Annotated in this window: 20 protein-coding genes and 1 pseudogene; 12 read left to right on the forward strand and 9 right to left on the reverse strand. The window is 61.1% G+C overall.

The genetic code is table 11. The features are described from left to right. Window positions 1-3 precede the first annotated feature (3 nt). Complete coding sequence (locus DMX06_RS13205) at window positions 4-1443, reverse strand: sensor domain-containing diguanylate cyclase (RefSeq protein WP_181427823.1); 1440 nt, start codon at window positions 1441-1443, stop codon at window positions 4-6. A gap of 251 nt (window positions 1444-1694) precedes the next feature. After that, window positions 1695-2795 (reverse strand): SDR family oxidoreductase, encoded by a 1101-nt coding sequence (locus DMX06_RS13210; protein ID WP_110737804.1) that lies wholly within the window; start codon window positions 2793-2795, stop codon window positions 1695-1697. Between the two features lie 73 nt (window positions 2796-2868). Between DMX06_RS13210 and DMX06_RS13215 the strand changes: the two genes are divergently transcribed. Further along, window positions 2869-3273 (forward strand): MerR family transcriptional regulator, encoded by a 405-nt coding sequence (locus DMX06_RS13215; RefSeq protein ID WP_110737713.1) that lies wholly within the window; start codon window positions 2869-2871, stop codon window positions 3271-3273. Window positions 3274-3526: 253 nt separating this feature from the next. On the opposite strand, the pseudogene DMX06_RS13220 reads toward DMX06_RS13215, so the two are convergent. Together DMX06_RS13220 and DMX06_RS13225 are read right to left on the reverse strand one after the other, a co-directional pair. Beyond that, window positions 3527-3793, reverse strand: a pseudogene (locus DMX06_RS13220) (IS5/IS1182 family transposase); the annotation flags it as partial. Between the two features lie 492 nt (window positions 3794-4285). Further along, a complete protein-coding gene (locus DMX06_RS13225; protein ID WP_110737715.1) occupies window positions 4286-5200 on the reverse strand; it encodes a LysR substrate-binding domain-containing protein in 915 nt (304 codons plus the stop codon). 140 nt (window positions 5201-5340) lie between these two features. Between DMX06_RS13225 and DMX06_RS13230 the strand changes: the two genes are divergently transcribed. Both DMX06_RS13230 and DMX06_RS13235 read left to right on the forward strand, forming a co-directional pair. After that, window positions 5341-5736, forward strand: coding sequence for a RidA family protein (locus DMX06_RS13230; RefSeq protein WP_110737717.1), 396 nt, complete (start codon window positions 5341-5343; stop codon window positions 5734-5736). A 166-nt stretch (window positions 5737-5902) separates the two neighbouring features. Continuing rightward, the gene (locus tag DMX06_RS13235; RefSeq protein ID WP_110737719.1) at window positions 5903-6616 is read left to right on the forward strand and encodes a tellurite resistance TerB family protein; all 714 of its coding nucleotides are present in this window, start codon (window positions 5903-5905) and stop codon (window positions 6614-6616) included. Between the two features lie 310 nt (window positions 6617-6926). Here the strand turns inward: DMX06_RS13235 and DMX06_RS13240 are convergent, their stop codons facing one another. Next, window positions 6927-7169, reverse strand: a complete 243-nt coding sequence (locus DMX06_RS13240) for a hypothetical protein (RefSeq protein ID WP_110737721.1) — start codon at window positions 7167-7169, stop codon at window positions 6927-6929. Between the two features lie 589 nt (window positions 7170-7758). Here DMX06_RS13240 and DMX06_RS13245 point away from each other — a divergent pair. The 5 genes from DMX06_RS13245 (at window position 7759) to DMX06_RS13265 (ending at window position 10336) form a co-directional block, all read left to right on the forward strand. Next, a complete protein-coding gene (locus tag DMX06_RS13245; RefSeq protein WP_181427821.1) occupies window positions 7759-8061 on the forward strand; it encodes a hypothetical protein in 303 nt (100 codons plus the stop codon). 12 nt (window positions 8062-8073) lie between these two features. Further along, window positions 8074-8316 (forward strand): hypothetical protein, encoded by a 243-nt coding sequence (locus DMX06_RS13250; RefSeq protein WP_062574276.1) that lies wholly within the window; start codon window positions 8074-8076, stop codon window positions 8314-8316. Window positions 8317-8561: 245 nt separating this feature from the next. Continuing rightward, window positions 8562-8819 carry a hypothetical protein gene (locus DMX06_RS13255; RefSeq protein ID WP_110737806.1) on the forward strand — a complete coding sequence of 86 codons (258 nt, stop codon included), beginning with the start codon at window positions 8562-8564 and terminating at the stop codon, window positions 8817-8819. A 271-nt stretch (window positions 8820-9090) separates the two neighbouring features. Next, window positions 9091-9249 (forward strand): DUF3077 domain-containing protein, encoded by a 159-nt coding sequence (locus DMX06_RS13260; RefSeq protein ID WP_258378851.1) that lies wholly within the window; start codon window positions 9091-9093, stop codon window positions 9247-9249. 163 nt (window positions 9250-9412) lie between these two features. After that, entirely contained in the window at window positions 9413-10336 is a 924-nt protein-coding gene (locus DMX06_RS13265; protein WP_110737728.1) for an alpha/beta fold hydrolase, read from the forward strand. Between the two features lie 186 nt (window positions 10337-10522). Here the strand turns inward: DMX06_RS13265 and DMX06_RS13270 are convergent, their stop codons facing one another. The 3 genes from DMX06_RS13270 to DMX06_RS13280 form a co-directional block, all read right to left on the reverse strand. Next, window positions 10523-13006: a TonB-dependent siderophore receptor gene (locus DMX06_RS13270; RefSeq protein WP_110737730.1), complete on the reverse strand. Its 2484-nt coding sequence runs from the start codon at window positions 13004-13006 to the stop codon at window positions 10523-10525. A gap of 110 nt (window positions 13007-13116) precedes the next feature. After that, a complete protein-coding gene (locus DMX06_RS13275) occupies window positions 13117-14052 on the reverse strand; it encodes a FecR domain-containing protein (RefSeq protein ID WP_110737732.1) in 936 nt (311 codons plus the stop codon). Window positions 14053-14062: 10 nt separating this feature from the next. Beyond that, window positions 14063-14563: a sigma-70 family RNA polymerase sigma factor gene (locus tag DMX06_RS13280; protein ID WP_110737734.1), complete on the reverse strand. Its 501-nt coding sequence runs from the start codon at window positions 14561-14563 to the stop codon at window positions 14063-14065. Between the two features lie 421 nt (window positions 14564-14984). On the opposite strand from DMX06_RS13280, the gene DMX06_RS13285 reads away from it, so the two are divergent. Continuing rightward, complete coding sequence (locus DMX06_RS13285; protein ID WP_110737736.1) at window positions 14985-15305, forward strand: hypothetical protein; 321 nt, start codon at window positions 14985-14987, stop codon at window positions 15303-15305. Between the two features lie 66 nt (window positions 15306-15371). Beyond that, window positions 15372-15854: a hypothetical protein gene (locus tag DMX06_RS26130; protein WP_146232206.1), complete on the forward strand. Its 483-nt coding sequence runs from the start codon at window positions 15372-15374 to the stop codon at window positions 15852-15854. A gap of 213 nt (window positions 15855-16067) precedes the next feature. Here DMX06_RS26130 and DMX06_RS13290 read toward each other — a convergent pair whose 3' ends face one another. Beyond that, entirely contained in the window at window positions 16068-16640 is a 573-nt protein-coding gene (locus DMX06_RS13290; protein WP_110737738.1) for a LuxR C-terminal-related transcriptional regulator, read from the reverse strand. Window positions 16641-16781: 141 nt separating this feature from the next. Between DMX06_RS13290 and DMX06_RS13295 the strand changes: the two genes are divergently transcribed. Both DMX06_RS13295 and DMX06_RS13300 read left to right on the forward strand, forming a co-directional pair. Then, window positions 16782-17960 carry an acetyl-CoA acetyltransferase gene (locus tag DMX06_RS13295; RefSeq protein ID WP_110737740.1) on the forward strand — a complete coding sequence of 393 codons (1179 nt, stop codon included), beginning with the start codon at window positions 16782-16784 and terminating at the stop codon, window positions 17958-17960. A gap of 2 nt (window positions 17961-17962) precedes the next feature. Beyond that, a complete protein-coding gene (locus DMX06_RS13300; RefSeq protein WP_110737742.1) occupies window positions 17963-19504 on the forward strand; it encodes a class I adenylate-forming enzyme family protein in 1542 nt (513 codons plus the stop codon). The last annotated feature ends 25 nt before the right edge of the window (window positions 19505-19529 follow it).

A 19529-nucleotide genomic window follows, 5' to 3' on the forward strand; every position in this document is an offset into this window, starting at 1 on the left:
TTGTCATTGGTCTTGAGCTTTCGCTTGGTCGACATACAGGCCATTGCGACCTGCTTGCTTGGCGAGATAGAGCGCCTGGTCCGCGCGTTCCAGCAGCGATGACGGGCTGTCGAGGGTTGGCCCGCCGGAGCAGGCGATACCGATACTGGCGGTCACATGCCCGAAAGGGCTGCCTTCGTGAGGGATGGATTGCAAGGCCAGGCGCTCGAGCATCAGCCTGGCAACGACGGTCGCTCCGTCATTGTCGGTATCGGGCAGGATCACAGCCATTTCCTCACCCCCGTAACGTGCCAGCAGATCGCGAGGGCGGCGGATGCAGGAGGCGAGCAGGTGAGCCATCTGCTGCAGGCAAGCATCGCCAGCCGGATGCCCATAGGTGTCGTTGTAGCGTTTGAAATGATCGATGTCGATCATCAGCAAAGCCAGCGTGGTCCGGCCTCGGTAGGCCGTGCGGATCTCCTGGGTCAGCGTCTCGTCAAAGCAGCGTCGGTTGGCAAGTCCTGTCAGCGCATCATGCATCGCTTGGTGCTCAAGCTGCTGGTTGCTCTCAAGCAGTTGCTGCTGGGCCAGTCGAAGTTCGCTTTCGACTGCGTCACGCCGGCTCATGGCCCGAATCAGCAGCCAGCCAATGGTTCCGGTCAATGCAAGCAGCGCCGCAACCACCAGCGACGACAGCAGCGCCTCGAGCCGCCAGGCCGAGAGTGCTTCCTGCTTGCCCAGCGCGACCGTTGTCACCAGGGGTAGCTTGTCGCTCTTGCGAAACGCATAGAGGCGCTCCACGCCGTCAAGGCTGGAGGTGAATGATGCGGTGCCGGCTGACTGGTCGATGAGGTACTTAGCGAAGATTGGCGACTTTGAAAAGTTGCGCTCCATGTCCTGTTCCCGAAACGGATAGCGCACCAACATGGAGCCGTCGGTAAAGGTCAGCCCAATGGCTCCGTCATGGCCGACGTCCAAACTGCCGAAAAGCTGCAGGAAGTTTTCAACGCCAAGCGTCATGGCAACAACGCCGGCGAATTCACCGCGGTCATCGTTGAATCGCCTGCTGATGGTGATCACCCATTCCTGGGTGACCCGGCTACGGATTGGCAGGCCGATGAAAGGGTCGCGGGACGGGTCGTCACGGTGGTGGATGAAGAAGGCCCGGTCGCTGCTGTTGGCCCCGACGGGGGTAGGGCGGTTGGACGACATGAGCCAGCGACCATCCTTCGCATAGATGGTGATGCCGCTCATTGGCGGCATCAATGGCTGCTGACGCTTGACCAGCTGACCCAGCCGTTCGATCTGCCCAGGTTCGGCGCCCTCGGTTTCCAGGCGCTCGACCAGGCCGAGCAGCAGCATTGAGCTCTGCCGGACGATACCTTCCGAATAGGTGGACAGTGCCTGGGTCAGGTTCAGGCCATGGACATCGATGTCTTCCAAGGCACGCTCGCGAGAGGCCATGACCTTCCAGAGCGTTAGCGAGGCGAGGGAACAACCTATGACCGATAGCAATAGCACAACGAGATGAATGTCACGCTTCGTCAATTCACGCGCCTTTTCCCTGAGGATCAAGTTGAGCGTCGACCCGATTTAGCTAACCAGACGGTCAAGAAGTAACTATCTGGTTCATGTGCAATAATATAACAGCTAAATCGTGGTACGGTCCGACATGATTACACGGGCTGAAGTCTTCCTCCGAGCGCGCGACATCATTATCTTGCAACAGGGGGGCAAGCAGAGTGAGCAGGGTAATCAGGCAAGTAACCTTGGAGGTAGCGCACGGTCTTATCCAGCGTTTTCGCCATGTCGGGATGTGCCAACTGATACTTTCGCTCCAGTTGCTTGCTTTCACTCATGTCGAAGCGCTGTGTCTGAATGAAGTTCAATGACTCGGGGCTGATCGCGAACCTGGCCGCCAGCCCGGGGATCTTCAAGAGCCCCTTTAGCAACCCTATTGGTACATGGCGGTGGGGTGCCTTGATCTTCAGCGCTTTTGCCAGTTGCTCGAGCATACCCTGCAAGTTCGGAGTGTGCTCGAAGAGCGCCAGGACCTCCCGGTTGGCCATCGCGGGGTCGAACGCCACGCAGGTCATCATCTTCACCAGATAGTCAACGCTGACCAATGGCAGCCAGTGCCTGGTGGAGCCAGGGACAGCCTTGAAGCGGCCCAGTGCCAGATTTCGAATGAGTTCGGCCAATGGTTGTCCTTCAGGGATATGCCCACTCTCGCTGTGGCCACACACCGTGGCAGGATGAACGATCGCGTAATCTGCGCTGACTTCCTGCATGTAACGGATAACTGCAAAATGGGACTCCAGCTTGCTGCCTTCGTAACCGCCTGCACGGCCGTAGACTGTTGGCCAATGAGTGTTTTCAGGGTGCTCGTTATCAATCCCGATACTCGCAAGGTAGGTAATGTTCTGCACCATATAGCCGCCCACCATCAGTAAGCGGACGCGCTGGTTCGCCGCGAGCCTGGCGACTCTCAGCGCTCCTTGCACATTGACCGCGCGGGCCTGCTCCGTTGTCAGACCCCAGGTAAACTGCGCCGCGAGGTGAAAAACAACGGAGGCCGAAGACACGCGTTGCTTGTCTGCTTCACTGAGTCCAAGCCCCTCCCTGCTGATATCCCCTTCAACCGCATGAATAAAAGCAGGGTCACCGCCCAGGCGGGTTACCTGCTCTCTGAGGTGTCCGATGTTGTCGGGGTTGCGCATAAGCACCTGGGTCGTGTGCCCTGTTGCAGTGAGATGTGCCAACAAGTGTTGACCCACAAACCCACTGCCGCCTGTGACGAAGCATTCCACGCTCATGTCTGAACCCTTGTCTGGATGATCGGTGCAGGCTAAGGTGTAGAGCATACTCTACAGTCAAGAGGTTTTTACTGTGAATGTTGGAGAGTTGGAGCGCCGCAGTGGAGTCGGCCGCCATACATTGCGTTATTACGAGCAACTCGGGCTTATCGTGGCCCATCGCCAAGCCAACAACTACCGCAGCTACAGCGAGCAGACCGTTGTTGATCTGGCCTTTATACAAAGTGCTCAGAGTGGCGGTTTTTCACTCGCCGAGATCGGCGACATCCTTTCGGCCAAGCGGGGTAATACGATCGATTGCGCCCAAGGGGCGGCCTTGGTCGCCAGCAAGATGGCCGAAGTTCAAGCGAAGATCACCACGCTGCAAGCCGCCTATGTATTTCTGGACGCTGAGCGTGCAAAGCTGGAAGCCAGTGCCACTGCTAACGGCCTCACTATTGCTCAGGCTTCTGCCCATCAGCATGGCTCGACGCTGTAGCCGATTGGCCGATTTTTGCCTGTCGCCACCGTCTTCTTTGGGTCGATAGCTGTCACTCACTACCGGCTGCTATCGACCCAGTCAGTGTGAAAATGCAAGTAAGTACGTCGAGTAGCGAAAGAAGCTGGGGTAGCTTGTAAATTCGCAGTTGCAAGTGGAGACCTACCTCAGTCGGACACCAGCCGCAGCCCGTGCTATCAGGGCTGCGGCAGCGGCCCATCTAGCCGTATACGGGAGCAAAAAACGCTTGGTTTCATGTCCTGATCGCTTCAATCAGCCCAGCGACGCCAAAGATGCTCATCATTCGTTTGAGATTGTAGGCAAGCACGTGAAGGCTCATTTCGGTACTTACCCTCGGTAGGGTTTTGGTCAGGAAGTGAGTGCTTCCCATCCAGTATTTGAGCGTTCCGATGAGATGCTCCTCCGTCTGCCGGCGAACCTTCATCCTTCCTGGATCATGTTCCAATCTGATCTGCACCGCTTCAACTACCCCTTCATGCTCCTAGCGCTTTAGCCGGCGTTCCTTACCCGTCGTACACTGCTTCTGCATCTGGGATGCAACAGATATACGCAGGGCTCGAGGCGTTTGAAGCAAGCCTTGCAGGTGCCAAGTATCACTGCGGGCTTAAGCGTCTGCCATAAACAACGAAGCGAGCTTCTGGCTTTGATCTAGATGCGATCGCCGCAGGAGCGGGTTTGACCTGCGAGTACGGGCGTAAAAATATCAACCGTGTACGAATCCGTTCAGCCACGTATGCTTCGGGTCATTCAGCGAACAACAATAAAATTCTGAGTTAATTGATCCATGGTCAATGAATGTTTTCCTACTCATTGTAGGGTTTATAGGCAGCTTTGTGTCCATAGCGGCCTCTGGCGAGCGACCGCTCTGGATCGCGAGTCATGAGCCACAACTGACCGTTATCGACTCATAGCTGCCTCTCACCGCACTGGCAGAAAACGAACAAAAGCAAAAATTCCGAGTGCCTGACCCTGAAACGGCTTTACCCCCGTTTCAGCCAACCACCGGCGCATGCTCGGCCATCAATTCGATTATCCAGTCGATAAACACCCGCACCTTGGCGCTGACATGGCGATTCGGCGGGAAGGCCAGGTACATCGGCATTGGCGACATGTGCCAGTCTTCAAGCAGCGACAGCAGCTCGCCGCTGCTCAGGTGCGGCTTGGCCATGTACTGCGGCAGCCAGAGCATCCCCAGGCCAGCCAGGCCGGCGGCAAGGTACGCATTGCCGTCATCGACCGTCAGTTGCGGGCGGGCCTGGACCTCTATGCGCTCCTCGCCACGCTGCATCGCGTAGGGCAAGGTTTTGCCTGTGCGAAACCAGAGAAAGCCGATGGTTTTGTGCGGGCCGTCCCCTAACTCACGGGGGTGTACCGGTGTCCCGAAACGCTGCAAGTAGCCCGGCGTGGCATAGATGCCGAGCTTCAAATCGCCCACATGCCTCGCCACCAGGGACTGATCGGTGATCTCGCCGCCCCGCACCACGCAGTCGACGTTTTCACCAATGATGTCGACGATGCGATCGCTCACGCCCACGGTCAGCTGGATTTCTGGATAACGTGCAAAGAACTCCGGCAAGGCGGGTATGAGCAGCATTCGCGCCAGCGGGCTGGGTACATCCACCCGCAGCCGTCCGCGCGGTGTCATGGACGCGCTGGACAAGCTGGTCTCGGCGTCATCCATGTCGACCAGTAGCCGGACCACGCGTTCGTAGTAGGCCGCGCCGTCGGCGGTGACATTGACCTTGCGTGTGGTGCGGTTGAGCAGGCGCACGCGCAGCCTCGCTTCCAGCTGCTGGATGAGCTGCGTCACGGTGGTCTTGCTCATGTGCAGGGTGGCGGCCGCCTTGGTGAAACTGCCGGTTTCCACCACTCGGGCAAACGCCTGCATTGCATCGAATCGGTCCATTCCACGCCTCGTTCGCACCTGGATTGTTTGGAGTATACAAACAGTCATGACCAGAGCTGCCCGTTTATCCAGGTAGGTGGCCTTTTTATAGTGGCCTCACCGTAAACACCGGGCCGCGAAGGCCTAGAACGAGGTAGGTAATGTCCAGCAAACGTGATGTTGTTTTCCCACCCGATCGCCATGCTTTGTACGAGCTGCACCGTTACTCGCCGGCGATTCGCTCCAACGGGTTTCTGTTCGTATCCGGTCAGGTCGGCAGCCGCAAGGATGGTTCGGCCGAGCCGGACCTGGCGGCGCAGGTTCGCCTGGCCTTCGCCAACCTCAACGCGATCCTCGCCGAGGCCGGCAGTAGTTTCGAGGATGTGGTTGATACGACCATCTTCATGGTCGACCCCGACTCGAAGTTTGAAACCATCTGGGAAGTGGCGGCCGAGTATTGGGGTGAGGCGCCTTATCCTACGGTGACCGCTCTTGGCGTGACCTGGCTGTCCGGCTTCGACTTCGAGATCAAGGTGATCGCGAAACTGCCGCAATAGAGGCGGTCCAGCCCCTGCTTCTAGTTCAGGTCGCAGGGCGCGGTCATGCTACTTCGCTGCACTCGGAAAGCCCCCGCTTACCCGTCGGCCAGACGGTAATGGCGGTTCGCCTTGCGGGGGCTATCGTTGCTTGTCTGGGCGACGACTACCGACCGAGGGCGGTGCCATGAACACGAGTGATCTGCTGGAACAGTTGCTTCGGGCCGGGCAGGGCTCGCAAGCGCAACAAGGGCGCGGCGGCATGTCAGCGCAAGATGGCCTGGGTGGCTTGCTGGGAGGGCTGCTTGGCGGCGGCAGTGGAGCAGGGGGCGGTGGTGGCCTTGGTGGTTTACTGGGTGGCCTTCTGGGTGGCGGTGCTGGCAACGCTGGCGCCCCTACTCAGGGGCGCTCTACTGGCGGCGTCAATTACGCGGCTCTGGCGTCGTTGGGCATGATGGCGTTCCAGGCCTATCAAAGTTGGCAGCGCAGCCAGGCGGCAGCTCCGCAACAGGCCGTGCGTACCGTGGATCAATTGTCTGGCCCCGAGGCCGAGGATCACAGCCATGCGATCTTGCGCGCGCTGATTGCGGCAGCCAAGGCTGACGGTCGCATCGACCCGCAGGAAGAACAGTTGATTTACGCCGAAATCAAACGTCACACCAGCGACCCGCAACTGCAGCAGTGGCTGGATGAGGAAGTCAGCAAGCCCCTCGATGCCGCCGAGGTGGCACAGTCGGCCCAGGACCCGGGCATGGCTGCGGAAATGTACCTGGCCAGTGTAATGCTGGTGGATGACCAGCAGGATGCGGAGCGGGCCTACCTTGATGAATTGGCCAGTGCGTTGGGGATCGATCCGACGTTGCAGGTGCATCTGGAACAGCAGGCGAAGGGGGCCGCCTGATCGGGCTGAAGTGCTCTCGCTGTCTATCAATCTAAAGCCAGCGCAGGCAAGGCCCGAGAGATTGCGCGTACGCTCAGACTCTTCGTCTCGACCTGAGGCGGACATTGCTCCAAGGCAGTGTTTTCAACGCAGCCTGATTGTTGGGTTACGTGGGAGCGGGCTGGCCCCGCGATCACCGGCAACGCCGGTGCCATATGCCGCATCGCGGGGCAAGCCCGCTCCCACGTTGGTAAGGCTTGTAAGGTTGTTCCCTGCATGACTGCGTAGACCGTAGGGCCCGGCGATCTCCTACAAGAGCCGGACCTGGGCTTCAGTCCACCTCCGTGAACCGCCGCCGCGTCATGAACAGCACTGCGCCCAACGGCACGGCCAGGAGCGCCAGCAGCTCCAGGTCAAAGTCCAGCACCTGCTGCTGGTCGAAATTGAAGATGCCAACCAGGCCCGCCGCCAACAGCGCCACGCCCAGCCACTTGCGTAAGGGGTATGGTTTCAGAAACTGAACGATGAGTGCGCCCAGTACCAGAAGGATGGCGGCTTGCATGATGTAGGGCATATGCAACTTCTCAGACCTGATGACCAAAAGTGGGGGATTCCCTACAAGCTCTGGGTGAGATGTAAACCGTCTTTTTTGGGGCTGGGTAGACGGGCAGGGGAGAGATCCCGCGTTGCGTCCTACAGGGATTAATCAGATTTTCCCTATTTCGAGTAGTCCGTTTCCGAAGCATGCTTTGGCCGCTTTTACGCCATCCAACCTAGGTCTAGCCTTGCCTTGCTGGGTCGCTACAAAAAAGTAGCGACCGGGTCTGCAAGCCCGAGCGGGACATCTAGATCAGCACCACCCATTGCCATTGGTCTCAAGGCATTGGCCGTGCATTACGGTGGCTGCGTACGGGTGGCCTTCGGGTCAGTCGGGCTTGCTCTAGTTGCCCCGGTCTTGCAGGCCCGTACGTGGCCGCCACCCCTTCGTTTGCAAGCGATGAGTTGCGGGCTGATCAGCATAACTAGAGGGTTTCAACATGAAGATTTTCCCCGACCCATGAGTTTCGGCTTCTTGCTATGCAGCCATTTCGCGGCACAAGACCGCTCCTATAGGGATCGTGTCAACTTTCAGCTGCATCTGGATGCCCGACTGTCCCTGCGTGATGATGGTAGGTATTTCCAAACCGCTGACCCGTCAACAAGCAGACACCCTCAATACCCAGCGCACCAGCATTGCTAACCTGGCGCTCTCCGCTTTCGGTGGTGCTGCCCGTGCTGTGGGCAATCTGGCCGGGCCAGTAGCAGGGCTTGCCGCCGGTACTGCTGTAGGTATGGGCGTGCGCTCTTACGTTAATGACGTCTTACCCACCTACCATGCTGGTGACGTAGTCGTGAGCATTCAGGCTCAGGTAAGTGGTGGGATTGGCCCGCAGCGTACTGCCGAATCACTTATCATCAGGGCTTGAGAGGAGGTGCACATGTCCGAATTTACGCAGGCAGTCATCTTCGTTGCACTGGCTTTTCTATTTGAACGGTTCATGAGGCCATACTTGCTGCGCAAGTGGCTAGGCGTTGCGTTGGTCATTGCTGGACTGATTGGTTGTGTTGCGCTGAGCCAGACTCGTTTGCAGAGCTTTGACCTGGGATTGATGTCTGCCCTTGCAGTGCCGCTCGGCATAGGGTTGTTCCTGAGCAGACGACGATTTGAGGGGCGAGAGTAGGATCCTGGAGCGGCCTTGCACCTGTTTCGGCCGGTCTGCAAGCCTGCGCGGTATTACGATGGTGCTCACCATGAGCCTCGGCGTTGAGTAGTGGGTCTCGCTTTATGGTGGCTACGTGCGGGTGACCTTTTGGTCAGCCGGGTTTTTGCCTCGTAATGCCCCGGTCTTGCAGACCTGCACGTAGCTACCACCCTTCACCTGCAAGTGAAGAGGTGGCGGTCTGACTAATGCATTGCGAGGTGTTTATGCTCAAGATCGTCCCGGATCCACCACCGTCCACCGAATCCCCCAATCTCCTCGAGGATACCCTCGTCCAGGCCACCGAGTACGTCATGTGCGCACTGGCCGTCGCCCATCAGTCGATCAGCCACCTGCCAAAATCACCGGCCACCCTGGTGATGCTGACGATGATGCACGAGCTTGATGCCACCCGCATGCTGCTGGAGTCGGCTTTGGCCCAGCTCCAGATGAGTGCGCGACCGCCGTCATTCACATTGCACTGATAGAGCTGCCACAGGCCCCAGGTTCCGCGCCGCAATCAAAATTGCTGGGGCCGCTGCGCAGCCCTTTCGCGACGCAAGGCCGCTCCCACAGGCTCGGCCTAAATCATTGAGTGACGGTTAGCTCCACGAGAGAGGATTTCGCAAATGGACAACGAAACCAGCAGACCACGGCCAGCTCGGCTGGACCGTCGGCAGCTGCACTTGCCTGGAAGGTGCCACTAAAGGCGCGCCCCTGTTCCGCGTAGAGCCCGGCAACTGCGCGAGCCACGCCATGGAGCAGGCCTCCGTGCTGCTCGACAGTGCACGCCGGGCTTCCTTCATTGGTGTGATGGACAACGAACCGGTGCTGGTCTGGGCATCGCACTACCTGGGCGATATGGCCAAGGCATTGATGGATGATGCGCATATGGGGATGTTGAAGAAGGTGTGAAACAAAGGCCGGCGGTCTGGGTGGGCCGCCGCACCGACCCAGACCATATTCGAATGCCCTAAACACCTTCTTTCGTGGCGACAAGCCCGTATAGTGCCTGGCTCTCATCAGTCAAAGGAGTGGCCATGAAACAGAAAGTACATCGCTTGGAGAGGGGAGTCCGATGCGTATCGCAATGATCCTCGCGATAGTCGCGACCACCTTGTCGTTGATGTCGGCGTCGCTATCGGCGTCAGCCGGCCAGCCTTCGTCTCCGTTAAACACTGACCAGCAGCGTATCTCGGTCCAGGTCGAAGGCGCGGGCAGGGATGTGATCCTGATTCCGGGGCTGGCTTCGTCCCGCGAGGTGTGGGCTGACCTTGTTACTCGCTTACGCCAGAACCACCGCCTTCACCTCGTGCAGCTCGCAGGCTTCGCCGGTTTGCCTGCGGTGTCCGATAGCGAAGGGGCAGTGGTCGCTCCGGTGGCCGAGGCAATTGCTGACTACATCCGCACCCAGCATATCGAGGCACCCGTGATCATCGGCCATTCGCTGGGGGGAGAGGTTGCATTGATGCTGGGGGCTCGCCATGCCGATCAGGTCGGCCGCTTGATGATCGTCGATGCGTTGCCGTTCTATACGTTGCTGATCGATCCTTCGGCCACCAGCGAAACCGCTATCGTGCAGGCTGCAGCGATGCGCAGTTCGTTGTTGGCTGCATCGCCGGAGCAGAGCGAAGCAATGCAGACGGCATCTATAGCCCGACTCGCTAAAACCGAGGCGGTCAGACCAGGGTTGGTTTCTGCGGGAATCAGCTCCGATCGCAAGACCGTGGCCGACGCGGTGTATGAGTTGATGGTCACCGATCTGCGGCCCGAGCTCGGTCGCATCAGCGCTCCGGTTGAAGTCGTGTATGCATACGACGCTTTCTACGGCGTGCCTGCAACCAGCGTCGATGCCGTGTTCCGTCGGGCCTATGCCGCGACACCTGATATCCATTTCACTCGGATCGATGACAGTTTTCATTTCGTCATGCTCGATCAGCCGGAGCGGTTTGCCAGCGCTGTTGCGGCTTTCCTCGAGCCGGGAGCAGTGCGCGGGCAATGAGTCGTTGGCGTGCTTGTGGACAGCCTTCTCAAGGTGCTTGAGTGAGGGCCTCCAGGTGTACGCCGCAACCCTTGCAGCGCCTGTGAGATCGAGCGCCGCCCGCGCGGCGCTCGATCTCACAGGCGCAAAAGCCTTCGTGGCGAACACCCTGAAGGCCTGGCCCTTACTGCGCCGACCCTGCACCCATCAGAAACTCCCCTTGAGCGTCACCATGAAGTTACGCGGCTCACCGTAGTGGTTACCCCAGCCAGCAGCCCCGATGGTCGCGTAATAGCGCTTGTCCAGCAGGTTGTTGCCGTTCAACGCCAGGCTCCAGTGTTCGTCGAGGCGGTACTGCACGCGGCCGCTCCACAGGGTGTAGCCCGCTTGCTCGATGCTCAGGTTGCCCTGGCGGCGGAAGTTGTCGCTCTGACTGGAAACTCCGGCACCGACCGTCCAGCGCTCGAGCGCGCCGTCGAGCTGATAGTCGCCCCAGACCTTGAGCATGTGCTGCGGGATGAAGCTGGAGGTGAAGTTGAGCTCGGTCGGGTCGGTCTGGTTGATGGTGCTCAGGTATTTGGTCTGGGTATAGGTGTAGCCCGCCAGCAGCTCCAGGCGCTCGATTGGCGAGCCGCTGACTTCGGCCTCGAAGCCCTGGGCGCGGACCTTGCCGCTGTCGGTGTAGCAGTACTGGTCGCCCGAACCCATGCAGGTGGCGGCGTAGTCGGTTTCGGCGCGGTGCTCCTCGACCGTGCGGAACAGGTTGAAGGCGGTGTTGAGTGCGCCGGCGAACAGTTCGCCCTTGATCCCCAGCTCGTAGTTGGCACCGGTCTTGGGTTGCAGGGCCTGGCCTTGGGCATTCACCAGGTTGCTCTGCGGCTGGAAGATATCGGCGTAGCTGGCGTAGGCGGTCCACTCGTCGTTGAGGTCGTAGAGCACCGCGGCGAAGGGTGTGACCTGGCCGTTCTCCTGGCTGCGGTTGTGTACCCAGTAGTCCCAGGCCTGGGTGTAGGAGTCGCTTTGGTTGCGGTACCAGCTGACCCGCGTGCCGAGCACCAGGGTCAGCGGCTCGGCCAGCTTCAGGCGCAGGGTGGCGTAGGTGCCGTACTGGCTGGTGGTGGAGTCGCTGGGCGCGCTGCCGCCACGGCTGGGGTTGGCCAGGAATTCGTCCTTGGACGGATGCGGGAAGGCCCCTGACGGGTCGAAGGGGTTCTGGGTGCCGCCGAGCGGCATCAGCGCGAAGTAGTCGTGGGTCTTCTGCCGACTGGCGTTGGCGCCCACGATCAGCTCGTGCTCGAGGCCGAACGCCTCGAACTTGCCGTCGACGTAGCTATCGAAGCCGTAGTCGTCCTGGTCGTAGTCGAACCGGCCGACAATACGGCGCATTCCGGCGCTGCTGGCGCCGACCGGTACCGCGCCCTCGGAATAGCCGTACTCGATGTTCTGGTTATTGTGGGTGTAGACCGAGGCGAAGTTCAGCGTCCAGTCGTCGTTGAAACGATGCTTGAGATCGGCGAAACCGGTGATGCGCTGGCTTTGCTGGTCATTCCAGCTGGCGCCCAGGCAGGTAGAGCGCGACAGCTTGAGGTCGCTGCCGTCGGCGTAGCGGGGCAGGCCGGTGTAGCACGGCGAGGCATCGACGTCTTCATAGGCAAGGCCCACGCCCAGGGTGGTGTCGGGCGTCACGTCCCAGTCGAGGGCGCCGTACAGCACCTGGTCCTGGCGCTTGGCGTTGTCGTAGAAATACTGGCGATCCTGCAGGGTGGCCACGGCGCGGCCGCGCACGGTGCCCGACGCGTTGAGCGGGCCGCCCACATCCACCTGGCCACGGTAGTTGTCCCAGGTGCCGGCGGACAGGGTCAGCGTGGTATGGGCCTTGTCCTGGCCGCGCTTGCGCACGAAGTTGACGCCGCCGGCGGAGGAGCCTGAGCCCTTCATCATGCCGGCCGCGCCCTTGAGGATCTCGACGCGGTCGTAGAAGGCCATGTCGCTGGAGAAACTGTTGGCTTGCACATAGTTGCCGCCCACATCCAGCGGCACGCCGTCGTACTGGTACTGGCCGTCGAGGTTGAAACCACGGGAGTAGAAGTATTTGCCGCCCATGGGCGAGTCGTAGACGGTGATGCCGGGGGTCTTGTCCAGCACCTGCTCCAGGGTGTTGAGGTTCTGGTCGTCGAGCATCTTGCGGGTCATGACGGTGACCGACTGCGGCGTCTCCTTGAGGGTGTGCACGCCCTTGCCGATGGTTACCGCACGCGCGGCGTAGGACTGGGTGCCCTCGCTGGTGGCGTCGAGGCGGTTGGCGTCGATGGTCAACGGCCCCAGCTCCATCGCCGCGCCGTTGTCGGCCGGGACCAGCACATAGCCGCCGTTGCCCTGGCGCTGGGCTTGCAGCCCGCTGCTGGCGAGCAGGCGCAGCAGGCCTTCCTCGAAGCTGTAGCTGCCGTCGAGTCCGGCGGTGTTGAGGTGGCGGGTCTGCTCGGTGTCGAACGAGATGGTTACCCCCGCCTGCACGCCGAACTGGGTGATCGCATTGCCCAGGGGGCCGGCGGCGATATGGTAGGTGTTCTGGCTGCTGGCCATGGCGTGGGCCGGCGCTAGCAGCGCGCAGGGCACGCTGGCGAGGGACAGACCAAAGGCGAACCGGCGGATGGCCAGGCGCAGGCGGGCGGTGGGGTGGGGAGCGGGCATTGGGTGATCCTTGCGTGTCATGGCGGAAAGTCGCTGTCGTCGCGGCTTGTGTCATGGACGGACGAGAATCGAAATCAGCAAGATTGCGGAAAACTTTTTTCGTGCAGGGTTCAGGCAGGCTCCACGCTCACCCAGTAGCGGCTCAGGTAGCGCAGCTTCACCGGTAGGGATTTGGGCAGGTTCGCCAGGGCGATATCGGTGTCGTCGATACGGAACGAGCCGGAAATGCTCATGCCGCGAATGGCCGGGGCGCAGCGCAGCACGCCGGTTCGGTAGCGGGCGAGCTCGTCGATGAAGTCACCCAGGCGCCAGTCGTTGACGCTGAGCATGCCCTGCACCCAGGCCGTCGAGTCGGCGGGCAGGGGTTGGGCACGGGCAAACGTGTCGCGGTCGAAGCCGGCCTGTTGCCCGGCGTCCAGGCGTAGTACCCGGTCGAGGTGGTGCCGGGGGCGTATCTCGACGGCCGACTGCAATACGCCGACCCGTGTCTGCTCCGGTAACTGCCGAACACTGAACCGCGTACCCAGCGCCCGCACGCTGCCGTTGTCGGTGTGCACGATGAACGGACGCCGGGCGGGGTCGCTGGCGGTGCTGACCAGGATCTCGCCGCGATAGAGTTGGATCGCCCGTACCTGCGCATCGAAACGCACATCCAGCGCGGTGTCGACGTTCAGCTCCAGCTGCGAGCCATCCTCCAGGCGCAGCGAGCGCCGTTCGCCGCTGCCGGTGCGCTGCTGGGCGAGGAGGGCGCTGTAGGGCACCTGTTCGCTGGCCAGCCAGCTGCCGCCGCCGACGGCCAGCAGCATGCCCAGTACTTTCAGCACCTCGCGGCGCTGCGCCTGGGCCGCGCCCAAACCCGACAGCGCGGCCTGGCGTGGCACCATTGCCCATTGTCGCTGAAGCTTCTCCACTCGCGTCCAGGCTTCGGCATGCGCCGGGCTTGCGGCCAGCCACGTCTGCCAGGCCTGGGTCCGTGCAGTGTCGGCATCACCGTCATTGAGCTGCACGTACCAGGTCGCGGCCGCTTCGAGTGTCTTCATATCCATTGACCAGCCCTCAGCTCTCGACCACCAGCAGGCAGCGGGTCATGGCCCGGATCAGGTGGTTTTTCACCGTGGTGATCGAGACGTCGAAGCGTTCGGCGACCGCCGCATAGGTCAGCCCTTCCAGTTGCACCGCGAGGAAGATGTCGCGGGTCCTGGGGCCGAGCTCGTCGAGCATTGCATCGACCGATACCAGCATCTCGATGATCGACAGGCGAATCTCCGGCGACACCTCGACCGGCTCCGGGCGCAGGGCCAAGGCCTGCAGGTAGGCCTGCTCGATGGCGCGGCGGCGAACCTTGTCGATCAGCAGCGCGCGGGCGATGGCGCTGAGGTAGCTGCGCGGCTCGCGGATGGGCGCCTGGTTGCGGGCGGTCATGACCCGCAGGAAGGTGTCGTGGGCCAGGTCGGACGCATCGGCGGCATTGCCCAGGCGCGCGCGCAACCAGCTTTTCAACCAGCCGTTGTTTTCGCTGTACAGCTGGTGAAGCGCCGAGCGGTCGAGCGTCGACATAGAGCGGGATCCAGGATGTAAATGGTAATTGCTCGCATTGTCTCGGTGTGGCGGGGGGATTGCAAGGTCCGGTTCAGTGGCGGTGTTCAACTCCGGCCACGCGATGATTCAGTCTTTCGGGCGACTGGACAGCACTGCCTGGCGTCTCTCATTGGTGTGAAGCGCATTTGAGGGAGGTATGAAACGCAAGTCGAGCGGTGAGATAGGGGTGGAAGCAACGTGGCGGCTTTTAATTTCCATTTATTTCTAAACAAATACTCCATTCTCTTTGTTGTCAACTAGAGTGAGGGTGCAGGGTAGTATGGAGACTCGTTAGTAACTACTAAAAGGGGTTCCGCCAGGCGACCTGATGTCTCGTAATACTTAAATGGCAAGCTGGGCGGGATACGTGATGGGCGCTATCTGCCAAAGGAAAGATATCATGTCTCTTGAAGGACAGATACAGAAAGTATTGGAGTTGCTGCGCGGTTTCAAGATTGATGAGGACACCATTGAGCTGTATGTCATGTCTAATGGATGCACCCGCAAGGAGGACTTTGAAGTTCAAGTAAACAAGGGCTTTACAGGGGTGTCGCCCGTTGAGCTGACCGTGGTTAGAGTCAGGCCTGATACGTGCAAGATGCTGCCGGGCATGGTTACCATCACCTTCACAAAAAAAGAGCTTGAAATTGAAGGTTGTTTCGAAGCGACGCTCACGAATAAATTTGGCAGTGGCTTGCTTTTAGATAAGGTCGTACCTTGATTTCAGTTTGAGCAAACACTTCCATTCTAAATGATCTTGGATAACTTCTAGGGCAGGGATATAGTCATGGCTAAAAAGGAACTTGGGCGTGCGGAATACAAGGCCCGTCGTTTTGGTGACTGGGTCGAGATTGCTGCGGTCGGTACCACTTCTGCAGCCAATATAAAGGTCGATATCGAGCAGCTACCCTTCTTTATCTATCCACCGATGTTCGGTTTTTATTTTTGGGTGCCTGACGTCTTGCTTCCCGCGGTTACACCATTTTGCCGCAAGGAAATGTTCCCTTTTCCAGCATCTTCAAAAATCATCACGATTCTGGATGCCGATGGTAAACATAACGTAGAAATTCAAGAAATACATGTTCCGGAAACACAGCAGGCTCTGCCTGCTGCGACAGATACCGGGTTTTGTGTTTTCTCGTGGATTGGAACGGATACGTTACAGGTATCGGCGTGCGACGCCGTCGTTCCTGCAGTATATGCCCGTGTTTTTGGACCCGCGAGTTTCGCAGCGTGCGAGGCTTATGTCCGTGACAATGGCGGCCGCTAATGGTTTGATCTTTGCTATTGTTGCCCAGCGCAGACAACGTTTCCTGGTTTGCGCTGGGCAATGAAATCACGTGATTTTTTAGTCGTCGGCTGGGAAGTATATTTTTGATGCTGTCGATGCACGAGCCAGGCATCACCTTCACGCTCCTTGAGTCGGTCCTGAACACCTGCGCCGTCATGCACACTGCCCAGGCAAGTCTCCCACGCCCGCCATTCAGCTGATAAAAATAATCTTCGAAACCAGCTCCGCACTGTTCTTGGCCTGCAACTTCTTCATCAACCGCGCCCGATGCACTTCCACCGTCCGATGCGAGATCCCCAGCTGCCGCGCCACTTCCTTGCAGGTCAGCCCGTTGACGATATGCAAGGAAATCTCACGCTCCCGCGGCGTCAATTGCACCGTCGGCGCCGGCTGCCGGTCGAGCCGTTCGAAATGCCAGATCATCAGCTTGAACGGATCCTCCACCGTCAGCGTGAAGCCCTGGGCCCTGGCCCAGAACACCTCGCCGTTGCGGTGCTGCATGAAGCGTTCGTCGGAGTAGAAGGCGCCCAGCCCGTTGCGCAGCCAGTGCTCGCTGCGTTCGCCGATGCTCTGGTAGTCGGCGTGGGAAGGGTAGAGCAGCAAGGTCAGGTGCCCGCGCAGTTCTTCGCGGGTATAACCGAACAGCCGGGCGAAGGCCTCGTTGCAGTCGAGCATGCGCCGGTGGCCGGTGATCAGTTGCGGCGCGGGTGAAACCTGGAACGCCAGGCGCTCGAGGTCCGGGGAGGCGTGGGTGGGTGCGGTCATCAGGCTTCCTGCCTTGGTGCTTGGGGTCATGTCCCGTACGGCTCACTACTTACTCGCGTACGTAGTTGCCCCAACTAGCGTGGGATTCGGGTACTGCCACATTGTATGCAATACCCGCTTCAAGGACAGAAGAAAACCACCATGCTCCACGATTCCATCTCCATCGTCGCTGCCGCGCACAGCCCCTTTGGCCGTCTGGATGGCCTGAACCTCGAGGACCTGATCGTCCAGGTCACCCGCGATGCCCTGCAGGATGCGGCCATCGACGCCGCCGAGATCGACGCGCTGTTTCTCGGCCATTTCAACTCGGGCCTGGTGGCCGACGGCTTCCCGGCCTCGCTGATGCTGCAGGCCGATCCGCAACTGCGCTTCAAGCCCGCCACCCGCTGCGAGAACGCCTGCGCCTCGGGCTCGGCGGCGATCCAGGCCGGAATCAACGCGATCCGCAGCGGCGCCGCCGAACTGGTGCTGGTGGTCGGCGCGGAAAAGATGACCGGCAACAGCACGGTCGAGGTCACCCGGGCGCTGGCCGGCGCCGGCTACCAGAACGCCCTGCAGGAGGCCGGGCTGAGCTTTGCCCAGCTGTTCGGCCAGGTGGCACAGCAGTACAGCGAGCGCTACCACAGCCCGCTGGCGTCGATGGCGGCCATCGCCGTGAAGAACCACGCCAACGCCATGGCCAACCCGCTGGCGCAGATGCACCGGGTGATGGACTTCGAACACTGCAACCAGGTGTCGCCGGGCAACCCGCTGATCGCGGCGCCCCTGCGCCTGACCGACTGTTCGCTGATCAGTGACGGCGCGGCGGCGATCATCCTGGCCTCGCCCGAGCGCGCCCGTTCGATGCGGCGCCAGGTGGCGATCCGCTCGATGGTCCAGGTCAACGACTTCCTGCCGCTGTCACGCCGCGACATCCTCGCCTTCGAGGGGCCACAACGGGCGATCCACGGGGCGCTGCGCGAGGCGGGGGTGACCCTGAACGACCTGAGTTTCGCCGAGGTGCACGATTGCTTCACCATTGCCGAACTGCTGATCTACGAGGCCATGGGCCTGGCGCCAAGGGGCGAAGGGCACCGAGCGCTGGACGACGGCATTGTGCGTCAGGGTGGGCGCTTGCCGGTGAATCTGTCTGGCGGGCTCAAGGCCAAGGGCCACCCGGTGGGCGCCACCGGGGTGTCGATGCATGCCCTGGGCTTCGCCCAGTTGACCGGCAAGCCCATTGGCCTGGGCGTGCCCAACGCCGAGTTCGGCCTGCTGTTCAACATGGGCGGCATGGCGGTGGCCAACTATGCCAGCGTGCTGCAAGCCGTCAGGGTCTGAGGATGAACATCGCCCATTGGCTGCAGGATGCGGCCCAGCGCTGGCCCGAGCGTCCGGCGCTGTTCGAGGGGCAGCGCCAGGTCGCCGACTACCGGACGTTCGCCGCCCGCGTGCGGGCACGGGCGCTGGAGCTGCGTCACGCCCATGGCATCGAACCGGGCGACCGGGTGGCGCTGCTGATGAAGAACAGCTGCGCCTACCTGGAACTGCTCTACGCCATCTGGTGGAGCGGGGCGGTGGCGGTGCCGATCAACAGCAAGCTGCATGCCCTGGAAGCGGCCTGGATCGTCGGTAACGCCGGAGCGCGCCTGATCCATACCGACGAGGGCGAGGTCTTCGCCGGCGCGCCCCTGCCAGACGGTTGCCGTGAACTCACCTTGCCTGCCCTGGCTGCGCCCGGCGCGCTCGACAGCGATGAACTGGCGCAGCCGCATTCGCGCCTGGACAGCGACCTGGCCTGGCTGTTCTATACCTCCGGCACCACGGGGCGGTCGAAGGGCGTGATGCTGTCCCATGGCAACCTGGTCGCCATGTCGCTGTGCTATCCGCTGGATGTCGACCCGGTGAGCGCCGGCGACGCCGTGGTCTACGCTGCGCCAATGTCCCATGGCGCCGGGTTGTACAACTTCATCCACGTGCGTTGCGGCGCCCGGCACGTGGTGCCGTTGTCCCGGGGTTTCCAGGCCGCCGAGCTGTTCGGCCTGGCGCAGACCCTGGGGCAGGTCAGCCTTTTCGCCGCGCCGACCATGGTCAAGCGCATGGTCGAGCAGGCCCGCCAGCAGGGCTATGACGGCGGGGGTATCAAGACCATCGTCTATGGCGGCGGCCCGATGTACCTGGCCGACCTCACCGAGGCCCTGGACACTTTCGGCCCGCGGCTGGTGCAGATCTACGGCCAGGGCGAATGCCCGATGACCATCAGCGCGCTCTCGCGCCAGGCCATTGCCGACCGTGCGCAGGCTGGCTGGCCCGCCATCGCCGCTTCGGTGGGGCGGGCGCAGTCATGTGTCGAGGTGCGCGTGGTGGATGGCGCCGGCCAGCCGCAGGCGGCCGGCGAACCCGGCGAGATCAGCGTGCGCGGGCCGGTGGTGATGCTGGGGTACTGGAACAACCCGCAGGCCACCCAGGCGACCCTGGTGGACGGCTGGCTGCGCACCGGCGACATCGGCTACCTCGACGAGCGCGGCTACCTGACCCTGACCGACCGCAGCAAGGATGTGATCATCTCCGGCGGCAGCAACATCTACCCGCGCGAAGTCGAGGAAGTGCTGATCCAGCACCCCGAGGTGTTCGAGGCCTGCGTGGTGGGGGAGGCCGACGCCGAATGGGGCGAGTCGGTGGTGGCCTTCGTCGTGCCGCGCACACCGGGCAGCCTCGATGCCCAGGCGCTCAACCAATGGTTCCTGGCGCGCATGGCCTCGTTCAAGAAACCGAAGAAGTACCTGTTCTGCGCCGAGCTGCCGAAGAACAGCTACGGCAAGATTCTCAAGACCCAGGTGCGCCAGTGGCTGCAGGACCCCGACGGGGCGTTCGCCAGCCACTGACCCGCAACTTTCATGGAAAGCACCA

The sequence above is a fragment of the Pseudomonas mosselii genome (genome assembly GCF_003205295.1).
Lineage (GTDB): Bacteria > Pseudomonadota > Gammaproteobacteria > Pseudomonadales > Pseudomonadaceae > Aquipseudomonas > Aquipseudomonas mosselii_B.